This window comes from Blochmannia endosymbiont of Camponotus sp. (assembly GCF_023586365.1).
In the GTDB taxonomy this organism is placed as follows: domain Bacteria; phylum Pseudomonadota; class Gammaproteobacteria; order Enterobacterales; family Enterobacteriaceae; genus Blochmanniella.
Genome location: NZ_CP097759.1, coordinates 599,327 through 613,610 on the forward strand (window position 1 = coordinate 599,327; position 14,284 = coordinate 613,610).

Consider the following 14,284-nt stretch of genomic DNA (forward strand, 5'->3'; position numbering starts at 1 on the left):
ACATCAAAATAAATTTATGTTTTATTTAAATAATCAGTTTTTATTGACTATAAAAACAATAAAAATTAATAACGTATGAAACGCGGTACTTTTTATTTACTGTCTCAAGAATTTGAACAAAAAAATAAACCTAACTGCATAGAACGGTTTGCTTGTAAGTTAATAAGCACACAATGGAGATCCGGAAAAACCATCTTAGTAACTTGCGAAGATAAACATCAAGCTACAAAAATAGACGAAATATTGTGGACATTTGATCAAAATTCATTTTTGCCACATAATCTATTTGGAAAAGCCACCCATCATACTCCAATAATCATATACTGGAATCAATGTTGCTACGACAATCAACCAAAAGATCTACTAATAAATCTTATGTCAAAAAATATGAACTTTTTTTTAGATTTTAACGAAATAATAGACTTTGTTCCCATACCTAACATTTTAAAAAAATGGGCAAGATACAGATACCGATCTTACAAAAAAAATGGATTTCAGATAAGTGTTGTTAACATACCAACTGAATGAGTAATTATATCGTGGAAAAAATATATAATCCTAAAGATATAGAAGAACCAATTTATAAATTTTGGGAATATGGGGATTACTTTAGCCCCCATGGAAATACATCTCAGGAAAGTTATTGCATTATGATGCCTCCGCCTAATATTACAGGACAATTACATCTCGGACACGCATTTCAACAAACTATTATGGACGTTTTAATTCGTTACCAAAGAATGCAGGGTAAGAATACTTTATGGCAAACAGGAACAGATCATGCTGGGATTGCCGCACAAATACTAGTGGAACATAAAATTTATAACAACACAGGTAAAACAAGGCATGATTACACACGAGATGAATTAATAAAAAATATTTGGGCATGGAAAAGTCAATCCGAACAATTTATTACCTACCAAATGAAACGATTAGGAAATTCAGTAGATTGGAAGCGCAAGCGTTTCACCATGGATGAGGGAATGTCTTATGCGGTAACAGAGGCTTTCATTCGTTTGTATCAAAATAATTTAATTTATAGAGGAAAAAGGTTAGTAAACTGGGATTATAAATTACAAACCGCAATTTCTGATCTAGAAGTTATAAATAAACCAACAAAAAGTTCTATGTGGTATTTATACTATAAATTAGATAATTCTGCTATCAGTGCAAATTCTAATCACTTAATTGTCGCAACAACACGACCAGAAACTATATTAGGAGATACTGCCGTTGCAGTACATCCAGAAGATACTCGCTATAAAAATTTAATCGGACAATACGTTATAGTACCCATAACTAATAGACGTATTCCTATTATTTCTGATAAAAATGTAGACATGTTTAAAGGAACTGGTTGTCTTAAGATAACTCCTGCCCATGATTTTAATGATTATATTATAGGAAAAAGACATGGATTACCTATGATAAACATTTTTTCGCTTGATGGTAAAATTCTTAAAAAACTAGAAGTGTTTAACAATGATGGACAGCTTACCGATCAATTATACTACAACGTTCCCCAAATATTTCATAATCTTGACAGCAATAATGCACGAAAAAAAATAATTTCCGAATGCAATGCGCTTAAATTGTTACATAATATAGAGCCTCACGATTTAACAATTCCGTATAGTGATCGCACTGGCACTATAATTGAACCCATGTTAACTAATCAGTGGTATATACGGGTTAAACACTTAACACAACACGCGATAAAGGCGGTAAATCTAAATATAATTAATTTTGTTCCGAAACAATATAAAAATATGTATTTCAGTTGGATGAACAATCTTCAAGATTGGTGCATCTCTCGTCAAATCTGGTGGGGACATAAAATCCCTGCTTGGTATGATGATAACAACACAATATACGTAGGACACTGCGAGCAAGATATCAGAATAAAAAATAAATTAAATAATGACGTAATATTACATAGAGATAAAGATGTATTAGATACATGGTTTTCTTCAAGTCTTTGGACATTTGCAGCTTTAGGTTGGCCTAAAAATACTAGTTTATTAAATGTTTTTCATCCTACTAACATTATAATAAGTGGATTTGACATCATATTTTTTTGGATCGCACGAATGATTATGTTAACTATGCATTTCATTAAAAATGATAACGGATCAGCACAAATTCCTTTTAAAACTGTATACATTACTGGCCTTATACGCGACGAATTAGGTCAAAAAATGTCTAAATCTAAAGGCAACATTATTGATCCAATAGACATAATAGATGGTATTTCAATAGAAAATTTATTAGAAAAACGTACACAAAACATGTTACAACCTCAATTATCTAATAAAATTGTAAAATATACTAGAAAACAATTTCCTAATGGAATTAAACCCCACGGAACTGATGCTTTACGATTTACCTTAGTAGCATTAGCATCATCTGGACGCGATATACATTGGGATATGCAACGACTAACAGGTTATCATAATTTTTGCAATAAATTATGGCATGCTAGTCGCTTTGTTATTATGCATACCAAAAATCAAGATTGTGGTATATCTGTCCATGAAAAATCATTTTCCTTGGCAGATCGTTGGATCATTACAAAATTTCATCAAACAGTACAAATTTTTCATAAAAAATTAGAAATTTATCGTTTTGATAAAATAGCCAATATTTTACATGAATTTATTTGGCATCAGTTTTGTGATTGGTACGTAGAATTAACGAAACCAATATTCTATAATGGGAATGCATTAGAACTAAGAGGTACACGTTACACATTAATCACATTACTAGAATCATTACTGCGATTAGCACACCCCATTATTCCTTTTATTACAGAAAAAATTTGGCAAGAAGTTAAAATAATTACTGGGAATAATGGAAAAACTATCATGTTACAACCATTTCCAAAATACGATGAATCCGTAATTGACATGAAATCCGTAATAGATATTGAATGGATTAAAAATGCTATTATAGCAATACGCACCACTCGTATAAACATGAATATATCATACAATACACCCCTACAAATAGCGTTTAGGGATACTTCATTAGAAGTAAAAAAACGCATTACAGAAAATTCTAATATTTTATGTCATATTGCTCGATTAAAAAGTATCTATTTCATATCAAAAGGCACGATCTATTCAAAATCAGTAACAATACCCTTAGATTCATCAGAATTATTAATACGTATACCAGACACATTTAATAAAGAAAGAGAAATAAATAGATTAAAAAAAGAATCAGAATTAATAAATCGTAAAATTGAAGCAATACAAAAACTACTAAGTGACAATAATTTTATGAAGCACGCGCCAAAATCTGTCATCAAAAACAAACAAACACTATTAAATTATTATAAACAAATTCAAAATAAATTGATTGATCAATGTGCTATCATGAAGAAACTATGATCATTTTATATAACAATATCTAAATAAAAATAACTTGGAGAATAAAGTTTGTATTCGTATTCTAAGTATACAAAATTTTTAATAATAAATTTATTTCGTTATTATTAATTAATTTATTAAATAATTGTCGCACTACATTTATCAAAATTAATTTCCACGCATTTAAAAAATTTAAATATCACACAACAAAAAATTTTTTTTAAATGACATTTTTCATTGAAATATAAATAACCACGTTATTTATATAAATATCAACAAATAGGTAAATGTCATATGAATCAACTATATAAACGATCTTTTTTACGATTAATAGATTTCACTATAAATGAAATTCATTATCTATTGCAATTATCCAGTTATTTAAAATACAAAAAAAATACATGCACTGAAATTAAAAAATTAAACGGAAAAAATATTGTACTCATTTTTGAAAACCATTCAACTAGAACAAGATGTGCTTTTGAAGTAGCGGCATTTGATCAAGGCGCATGTGTGACCTGTTTGACTCCAAATATTAGTCAAATTGGACATAAAGAATCTATTAAAGATACTGCTAAAATATTAGGACGGATGTATCACGGGATTCAATATCGTGGTTACAGTCAAGATACAGTCACTACATTTGCACAATATTCTGGAGTACCAGTATGGAATGGACTTACTGTAAAATTTCATCCAACACAATTACTTGCCGATCTTATGACTATGAAGGAACAACTACCGCATAAAACGTTTCATCAAATGAAGTTAGCCTATATAGGGGACGCAAAAAACAACATTAGTAATTCTTTATTAGAAGCCGCAGCAATAATGGGATTTGATTTAAGATTAGTATCACCTAAAATGTTTTGGCCAACACCAGAACTATTTATAAATTGTCAAAATATTGCGCAACGTAATAATGGAAATATTACGCTTACTGAAGATATCCCTATCGGAATAAAGGACGTAGATTTTTTATACACTGATGTATGGGTATCTATGGGAGAAAATGAAAAAGTGTGGAAAGAACGTATTTCTTTATTATCTCCGTATCAAGTAAATCACCGTATGATCCAAAACACCAATAACCCAAATGTAAAATTTTTACATTGTTTGCCGGCATTACACAACAACAAAACCACTATTGGCAAAAAAATAGCACGACAATATAATTTAAAAAATGGGCTAGAAGTAACGAATGATATATTCGAATCTCCGTATAGTGTAGTGTTTGATCAAGCCGAAAACCGATTACATACTGTCAAAGCTCTGATTTTGGCAACATTACTTCCTGATTCCACTAATTTTAATACACAATAATAAGAATGAGGTTTATTATATTTTTATATAAGGCTAAAATTAATACTTTATTTTTTCACGCAAATCATTAGGAAAATTATATGCTTCACGTTATCAATACAAAAAAATCTCCCACACCTCTTGGACCTTATGTGCAGGCGATAGACATAGGAAACATAACATTTGTATCCGGGCAAATAGGAATACGGCCGGATACAAATGTTATTCCTGACAACGTTTACGATCAAACGTATCAATCACTAGAAAATATCAAAAATATCATAGAAGCGGCTGGTCTACAAATCAACAATATCATTAAAACTACATTATTTATCATTGATATCAATGATGTACCTATTATAAATGCTAGCTATATAAAATTTTTTCATTCATCTTCTTCTTATGAAGATGCAATTTTACCAACACGTTCCTGCGTAGAGGTTTCTAAATTACCAAAAAATGCTAAAATAGAAATCGAGGCTATCGCTGCACGTATTTTATAAATCTAATAACAATCGTAATAATAAAACACCAATAAACAGTAAACGAACAAATTACTTTCGAATAATCCTTACCTTACCTATCTCTATGGACTTGCTCATATCTCCCACAGTTACTTACATAAAACAATCACGTAGTCACACAATATGACTAAGATTTTTATCATTATTTGCATGCATTTTATTTTTGAAACAAGAAACACTTGACAATACTAAACATGTATAATCCTATTTCTTCAATAATTACGAAAATAATGAACATATTATTTACTATTTATTTATTAGATAGCATCTCTGATTCATATATTAGCGCTTGTTCAGTATCATATTGATTCTCCCACTTTGCAATTACTAACACCGCTAAAGCATTGCCTATAACATTTAATGCTGTACGACCCATGTCTAAAACCCTATCCACTCCTGCTATAAACGCTAATCCCTCTAATGGAATACCTACACTACCTAATGTAGCTAACAATACTACAAAGGAAACTCCTGGAACACCAGCGATACCTTTAGAAGTAATCATTAAAGTCAATACTAAAATAATTTCTTGACTTAAAGATAATTCAATACCATACAATTGTGCAATGAAAATAGCAGCAATACTTTGATATAAAGTTGATCCATCTAAATTAAAAGAATAACCAGTAGGCACTACAAATCCAGTAATAGTTGACGGAGCTCCATAAGCTTCCATTTTCTCTATAATACGTGGTAATACAGTCTCTGAACTAGCAGTAGAAAAAGATAAAATTAGTTCTTCTTTTAAAATACAAATTAATTTCCAAATTCTAAGATTACATATACGCGCCACTATACCCAATACTACTAATGCAAAAAAAACAATAGCACCATAAACTAATAATACAAGTTTAGTAAGAGGTAGCAAAGAGCTAAATCCAAAAGTCGCAACTGTAACTGAAATTAAAGCAAATACCCCAATAGGAGCATAACGCATTACTATATGTGTTACTTCGAACATAGTATCCGCTACAGAATTAAAAATCTCTAATAATGGATTTTTAGTTTTTTCTGGCAATGTAGCCAATCCAAGTCCAAAAATTACTGAGAAAAAAATAACTGGTAACATGTCTCCTTTAGCCATAGAATGAATAATATTCGAAGGAATCAACGATAGCATAGTATTCACTAAGTTTGATTGTATTTCAGATGTAGTTTGCTCGTACATTGAAATATCCGTTTTCGAAAGAAGAGACATGTCAATGCCATAACCAGGATGCAGCAAATTAGCAAAAGCTACACCAAGTACTATAGCAAGTGTTGTAATAATTTCAAAATAAATAATAGTCTTCAAACCAATACTTCCCAATTTTCTTGCATCTCCAATACCAGCGATTCCAACTACCAATGTAGCCATTACAATGGGAACCACGATCATTTTTATCATACGAATAAAAATTTCTCCAGCTGGAGATAGGAATGTCATGATCATCCAATCTTTTAATTCTGTTTGATTATGCAATACAATTCCTAAAACAATACCCAAGTTTAAAGCAAAAAAAATTTTCCAAGCAAGGGTAATTTTAAACTTTCTAATCATCATCGTTACCCCTTAATTAAAATGAGTTATTTTTTTTATTTAACATCAATCCACAATAATTATATCACTTGATTTAAACAATTTTCTTCTAAAAAACCCCGTTAAATAACATTTAACGTACACTAAGAAGCTACTAACTAAAAATATAAATTAATTTATAGAAAATCTCTTAATCTTCATACCAAAAACGCCAGCCACATAACCCATAAATTATTTATTAAACACAATCACTTGAAAAAATAAAACTCAACGCAACATCTTTTTATGTGCATTGAGTAATATATACACTTAACACTGAAAATTACATATTAACTATTTATAAACATTTACAACGAGACAAAAGAACAGTAACATTAATATTTATAACTTCTAAAATAAAGACACATCCTTAATAATTCTTCAATTACCTTTTCAAAGGATAAGGTTATCCTTCATGTAAGTCAACTGTTTGCCTAATTAAATATCCATAAAAATTTCATTTTTATTAACAAGTTATATCTTTACGTCAATACATAACAGCCATAACAATAATGATGTATTTTATAATATATGTAAACGCTCTTTATTATATAAATAGACTATGACAATAGTATTCGTATGATTTGCATATCAGTTTCTGTTAATTTCTTAAAATTTATCAACATTAATGATGTAAATATTTATAAATCGCAATCGGCCTGATCAAAATAAAATAATATTATTCATTCTCCGCTAATAAAGCTTCTAAAAAATCTAAGTCGCGTAATAATTTAGTTAATGTTTCATTACTAATTTTTTGTTGCGCGCGTAAATGATAATATTCTCCTCGTTCAGCACGTAATGCATTTAATCTCATCCGCCTCTCTAACTCTTCAGTTAACATAGAATTTACGTCATTATTTCCGTCTATACGACGACGTAAGTTACCGATAACACGCGCGCTTACCTCATTAATAATTTGACTATCAATGTTTTCTTCTTGGCTATGCATTAATCGTTCTTCTAGTTTATATAAACTTTCAATAGCTACTTCTGCCGCTATAGCCCGTGCCATGCGCTCTTCTTTGCGTTGTAATAATTTATCAGATACTATAATTCCCTGCAACAACCACGGCAGAACAATGACACCGCATAATAAAGAGAATAAAATAACACCAGTAGCAATAAAAACTAATTGATAACGAAAAGGAAAAACTGATCCATCTCTTAAAAAAAGCGGTATTGAAAGTACTCCTGCTAATGTAATAGCACCACGTACTCCAGCAAAAGAAGCAATTAGGATTTCTCGTATACTATATTCGCTAAATACCATTGGACGTTTAGTCATACAATATAAACTTATATTTTTCATTAACCACAACCATCCAAATCTAAGTATCATTAACGCGAAATAAATAAGAATTACATATACAAATAACATCCATGTTTTAGTAGTTGGATCCATTTCTGCTTGTGAAATAGAGGTCGATAAAATATCTGGTAATTGCAATCCCAACATAATAAACACCATGCCATTAAACACAAACTCTAACATTGTCCAAACACTATTCCCTCTTAAACGCATAGCTAACGGAGCATTACGAATTATTCCTGATTGACCAATAGTCATGCCCGAAGCAACTGACGATAATATCCCAGATACTCCAATATGCTCAGCAACTAAATACGCCGCAAAAGGTAACAATAAAAGAAGTATTGTTTGAGTAGCAGGATCACCACCACTCCAATGAGTGATAAACCTTAATGACTTACTATATCCCCAAGTAACAGCTATCCCTGTTAATAAACCACCCATAGATACTTTGATAAACTCTATAGAAGCTCCACTCACACTGAAAACCATAGTGCCCATAGCTACCGAAATAGCAAATTTAAGAGATACTAATCCTGACGCATCATTCATCAAAGCCTCTCCTTGAAGAATATCCATAAGCTTTTTAGAAATACGTCCCTCTCCTACAATACCTGAAAGCGCTACCGCATCCGTTGGAGATAAAACCGCTGCTAATGCTAATGCTGCTACAAGAGGCATGTCTGGTATCATCCAATGAATTAAATATCCGATACCAACCACAGTAATAATCACCAACACCAATGCTAATATAACAATTTCTCCTCCATGACGTAAAAACTCACGCATTGGCGTTTTCCATCCATCAGAGAATAATAACGGGGGAATAAAAAGCAATAAAAATAATTCAGGATTAAAATCTACATGTAATCCAAATCTAGGCCAAGCTAATAAAGCCCCTAATACAATTTGCATTAGAGGTAATGGCATTTGAAACGGCAAAATTCGTGTTATAACTCCTGAAACAGAGACAGCCAAAGTAAGAATAAGAATCGTAAAAAAAATCTCCATGCTTTAAATCTCAACCGTATCCAAAAAAACAAATATTCTTCCTACAAATATAGTATTTAGTTTTGATATTTACTTCATATTGTGTATAAGCATGGCATACTCACAAAGTATTAAACAAGTGATAAAATTCACGCATATATATGTATGCGACCTTTAATTATACACTACTTACAAGAAATGAAATATTTTTATATTTGCTCTAACAATATAAATTTTATGATTTTTATTTAAGTGGCCTCGGTATGCATGTTGCAATAGATTTTAAAACATCTAACACTCTTTAATATGATCATATTGGTTAAATAGCAGCAAGCATATAGACACATATTTAATTAAATTGTAGCTTAAAAACACAACAACAATATCAAATTTTTATTGGTATACTAAAAATATAAAATATAATTTATGCATGTTATGTTTATAAGTGTATATAAACGTAAAAATAACTATTTGAAAATCCAACCCATATACGCCTACGCAATAATAAAAAAATGACTTATTAATTTTTAATAGATACAGGTCGTCTAAAAAGGAATATCCTCATCATCAAAATTAACATCGGATGGGGCACCCGATACATCATTCGATATGGTTTTATCGCCGCTATTCATTACGTTCTGATTATCTAACGATACATGTTCTCCTGAATGACGGCTACCTAACATTTGCATTGCGCCTCCGATACTAACAATAATTTCAGTAATATACCGATCTTGTCCATTTTGATTTTGCCATTTTCTAGTTTTTAACGATCCTTCAATATATACCTGAGAACCTTTATGCAAATATTCTGATGCAATTTCTGCTAATCTCCCAAATAACACTACACGATGCCACTCAGTTTTTTCTTTAAATTCATTAGTTTGTTTATCTTTCCAGGATTCAGTAGTAGCTACTGAAATATTAGTAACCATATTACCACTAGACATATAACGAACCTCTGGTTCCTGACCGAGATACCCTATTAAAATAACTTTATTAATTCCCCTATTAGCCACAACTCCTCCATTAATTACATCATATGGTATTTTTAATATTTTATTAACATAATCATGCTATGCCGTTTAATAAAACCGTATAGTTAATATACTTAAATAAAGATCAATATTATTAACTAATATTTTCATAAAAAACCACACAATAAAATGCATTATATTAAAAATCAACATTCTCCGATCAACACCGCACTATGTTAGTAAAAATAATTTTAAAATTATTTAATATATTTTATAAATAAATGTAAATTACGTTTACACCAAAATATATAATAGTGAATTTCAAATAATAATTCATTCCATTTTTTATGCTTATTGCAGTATAAAACATAACAAAAATAATATACGTACATTATATGTCATTTGACATAAAACAGATATTAAAACTTTTTCATAGAATAAATACATAAATTATTTTCATATAATAATATTCTATAACCAATCCACATTAATAATAGAATATTAATATTGACCAGATTCAACATAGTTATCGAATCGAGAGCATTGTCCGTTAAACATCAATCGTATGGTACCAATGGGGCCATTCCGTTGTTTCCCTAGGATAATCTCAGCGATCCCTTTCATTTCACTGTTTTCATGGTATACTTCATCACGGTAAATAAATAAAATCAAATCAGCATCTTGTTCAATTGCTCCGGACTCACGCAAATCTGAGTTAACGGGGTGCTTGTCATTGCGTTGCTCCAAACCTCTATTTAACTGAGAAATAGCTATAACTGGCACTTTCAATTCCTTAGCTAAAGCTTTTAACGATCGAGAAATTTCGGAAATTTCTAATGTGCGATTATTAGATAAAGACGGTACTCTCATTAATTGCAAATAATCAATCATAATTAAACTCAAGCCATCATGTTCTCGGAACAACCTACGCGCCCGTCCACGCACTTCAGCAGGTGTTAAACACGAGGAATCGTCAATATATATATTACGTTTTTCCAAAAGAAGTTCCATAGCACTAGTAATTCTTTCTCGATCTTCATTATTCAGTCGACCCGTGCGAATACGTACTTGATCAACTCGAGATAATGAAGCTAACATACGTATCATAATTTGATCACCAGGCATTTCCAAACTAAATATCAATACCGGTTTTTTTTCGGTCATCGCGGCATGTTCACATAAATTCATAGCAAAAGCAGTTTTTCCCATAGAAGGGCGTGCGGCAATAATTATAAGATCAGATTTTTGTAAACCATCAGTTTTTTTATCCAGGTCTTTATATCCGCTAGAAACACCGGTAACACCGTATTTCGGTCTATTACATACCTGTTCAATATGAGCAACTGTCTTTTCTAAAATATGGTCTATTCCTTTTGGATTAAGATTATGATTGCTTTTACTATGTGAAATTTGAAAAATAAGAGATTCAGCTAAATCTAATAGCTCATCACTGCGTCGACCTTGAGGATTATATCCAGCGTCGGCAATTTTATTTGCTATAGAAATCATTGCGCGTATTACCGATCGTTCACGTACTATATCAGCATATGCAACTACATTAGAAGCACTGGGAACATTTTTTGATAATTCTGCTAAATACGCAAATCCTCCGACTAATTCCAATTTTCCTTGAATCTCTAAAGATTCTGACAGTGTTATTAAATCAATAGGTTTATTTGTTTCCAATAAACGTTTCATTTCATTAAAAATAATTCGATGAGCATAATTAAAAAAATCATCAGAATTTACTTGTACTGATATATATTCCCATTGAGTATTATCTAACATTAAACCACCCAGCACTGACTGTTCAGCTTCTAACGAATACGGTGGTATTTTCATATTATTTACTTGCTGATCATGAGAAACATGCATTTTTTAATATTTTCCTCGTATAAATTTCTATTTTCCTTAACAAGAAATATCTAAATTTTAAACATGCACAATCATATTTCCGCTATTACAATACCATATAAAACACCCAAAATAATTAAACTAATATAAATCATGAAACCATATGTACAGACATCATGCGCGCATATATTAGTTATTTAAAATATTATAAATGAAGTTAAAAAATACGCTTTTGTATCTAATAATCTCAGAATTTTCATTAACGTAATTTGAAAATACTTACAGTTGATTAATGAATTAAAAACATACAACACATAAACATCTATTATAGATAAAAATAACATCGCTTGTGTGTAATTATTCTACAATATCATTCATATTCACTTACTGTAAACTGTATACATGATAAATGTAAAAGAATGTAATTAATTTAATAAGTCCATAATTTTTTATATACTATATAATTGCTCTATAGCATCATCTTTTCAGTACCTCCTATACTGACAGCAGTATAAACATATCATCAATAATTAAGGAACAGTATGGATACTAATATCCAAAAAATATTAACTCAAATTAAAAAACTATGCGAACAGCGATGTGTGCGTTTAACACCGCAGCGCTTGGCAGTATTACGATTGATGTCCCAATACAACGGAGCTATAAGCGCTTATGATTTGCTGCATTTACTGCGACAATCCTCACTACCTCATGCAAAACCTTCCACTATTTATCGTGCTTTAAACTTTCTGTTAGCACAAGGATTTATTCATCGTATTGAATCCACCAATAGTTTTATGTTATGCCGCTATTTTTTTGGATTATCACATAATTTTGCTTTCTTTATTTGTAAAAGTTGCAAACAGGTTACTGAACAAACGACAAAAGGAATCGAAGAAATTTTACAAAACACAGCTAAAATTACAGGATTTACTATGTTTAATAACATTATTGAAGCACACGGACTATGTCCTAAATGTATTAACCTTGAATTACGACCACATTTTAAAGCCTAATTATTTTTATATGTGTAATGATATTAATAAAATATTTTTTATATACGTTATCAACTAACGCAATAATACACATTAATTTAACTAACAATTAATGTTGCCACTACACCTGTATATTAGTACCAATTTACACTAAAATTATTAATATTCAGAATCTATATAAACTGCATAAAAATTATTTTATAAATACCACGGACTTGTTATGAATATTTCCTTACAGACAGCAATCATTTTTATTTAAATACGTTTGTTCCGAGCACTCTTATTGTTTAGAGTGCAATTGATTATATTTAAATTAACAAAAACTCGAAGCAATACCCATGAACACTAACATACCTACATAATTATTACTCAAAAAAGCCTGAAAATATCTTATTCGTGTTCTTTTATGAATTAATATTTGTTGCCACATAAATAATATGATGACACCAAACAATGAAAAAAAATAAAATACTACAGTAAATCGCTCCTTCCATCCAATAATTCCTAATATAAATACAATACATAATTGAAGTATTCCTATCAAAAATTTATCCATGTCACCAAAAAATACAGCAAATGATTTAATTCCAACACATATATCATCTTCTCGATCTATCATAGCATACTGTGTGTCATATACTATTGTCCATACGGTATTCGTCAGAAATAATAACCAAGCAGTACTACTTATGGGATTATTAATTGCAGTAAACGTCATTAAAATAGGCCAACTAAACAATATTCCTAATATTAATTGGGGGAAATAAGTATATCTTTTAAGATATGGATATATCCAAGATAATATCAAAGCTACTGCAGATAAAAAGATAGTAACAAAATTCAAACTTAAAACCAATATAAATGCAATAAAAAGAAGCATCGCTAACGTCACTAATGCCTCTTTTTTCGTAATCTTTCCAGATGTTAAAGGACGCATTTTAGTACGTTGAACATGCCTATCGATATCATAATCAACATAATCATTGATTATACAACCTGCAGAGCGCATACACAGCGCTCCGACAACAAACACTATTAAAATAACTTTGTCAGGGATACCTTTGTGTGATAACCACAGCCCCCATAAAGTAGGCCATAATAACAGAAAAAACCCAATAGGTTGATTAATACGCATTAACTGTGCTAGATTAGAACACTTTTTAATAAAAAAAAGCTTATTTGACATGAAATTAGTAAATAATATAATCGTTGTAACTTTACCAATAATACTATCAATGATTGATATCGTTATCATAGTATATAGAATGGCATTACCGGATATTTATTTCGCTTGTATTTCATGAAATAACTACGTATTACTGTAATCGTATCCATTGCCAATTTGTTAAACCAATAAATATTTTGTCGTATACAATAGGAAGCAGACATGAAATATTTTTA

10 protein-coding genes are annotated in these 14,284 nt (G+C 30.3%); 5 read left to right on the top strand and 5 right to left on the bottom strand.

The features are described 5' to 3' along the window. Window positions 1-75 precede the first annotated feature (75 nt). The 4 genes from M9407_RS02535 (at window position 76) to M9407_RS02550 (ending at window position 5,176) form a co-directional block, all read left to right on the top strand. On the top strand, window positions 76-528 hold the full coding sequence (locus tag M9407_RS02535; protein WP_250236916.1) for a DNA polymerase III subunit chi: 453 nt from the start codon (window positions 76-78) through the stop codon (window positions 526-528). Window positions 529-539: 11 nt separating this feature from the next. Beyond that, a complete protein-coding gene (locus M9407_RS02540) occupies window positions 540-3,392 on the top strand; it encodes a valine--tRNA ligase (RefSeq protein ID WP_250236918.1) in 2,853 nt (950 codons plus the stop codon). A gap of 273 nt (window positions 3,393-3,665) precedes the next feature. Next, window positions 3,666-4,694, top strand: coding sequence for an ornithine carbamoyltransferase (gene argF, locus M9407_RS02545; RefSeq protein WP_250236919.1), 1,029 nt, complete (start codon window positions 3,666-3,668; stop codon window positions 4,692-4,694). 80 nt (window positions 4,695-4,774) lie between these two features. Continuing rightward, window positions 4,775-5,176, top strand: coding sequence for a Rid family detoxifying hydrolase (locus M9407_RS02550; protein ID WP_250236920.1), 402 nt, complete (start codon window positions 4,775-4,777; stop codon window positions 5,174-5,176). A 271-nt stretch (window positions 5,177-5,447) separates the two neighbouring features. On the opposite strand, the gene gltP is transcribed toward M9407_RS02550, so the two are convergent. From gltP to dnaB, 4 genes are all read right to left on the bottom strand, one after another. Further along, entirely contained in the window at window positions 5,448-6,740 is a 1,293-nt protein-coding gene (gene gltP / locus M9407_RS02555; protein ID WP_420022286.1) for a glutamate/aspartate:proton symporter GltP, read from the bottom strand. Between the two features lie 694 nt (window positions 6,741-7,434). Then, entirely contained in the window at window positions 7,435-9,078 is a 1,644-nt protein-coding gene (locus M9407_RS02560; protein ID WP_250231638.1) for a Na+/H+ antiporter, read from the bottom strand. 524 nt (window positions 9,079-9,602) lie between these two features. Further along, window positions 9,603-10,076: a single-stranded DNA-binding protein gene (gene ssb, locus M9407_RS02565; protein ID WP_250236921.1), complete on the bottom strand. Its 474-nt coding sequence runs from the start codon at window positions 10,074-10,076 to the stop codon at window positions 9,603-9,605. A 459-nt stretch (window positions 10,077-10,535) separates the two neighbouring features. Beyond that, complete coding sequence (gene dnaB / locus M9407_RS02570) at window positions 10,536-11,909, bottom strand: replicative DNA helicase (protein ID WP_250235148.1); 1,374 nt, start codon at window positions 11,907-11,909, stop codon at window positions 10,536-10,538. 521 nt (window positions 11,910-12,430) lie between these two features. On the opposite strand from dnaB, the gene zur reads away from it, so the two are divergent. Beyond that, window positions 12,431-12,904: a zinc uptake transcriptional repressor Zur gene (gene zur, locus M9407_RS02575; RefSeq protein WP_250236922.1), complete on the top strand. Its 474-nt coding sequence runs from the start codon at window positions 12,431-12,433 to the stop codon at window positions 12,902-12,904. Between the two features lie 292 nt (window positions 12,905-13,196). Here the strand turns inward: zur and ubiA are convergent, their stop codons facing one another. Next, window positions 13,197-14,069 carry a 4-hydroxybenzoate octaprenyltransferase gene (gene ubiA / locus M9407_RS02580; protein ID WP_250236924.1) on the bottom strand — a complete coding sequence of 291 codons (873 nt, stop codon included), beginning with the start codon at window positions 14,067-14,069 and terminating at the stop codon, window positions 13,197-13,199. Between the last annotated feature and the right edge of the window lie 215 nt (window positions 14,070-14,284).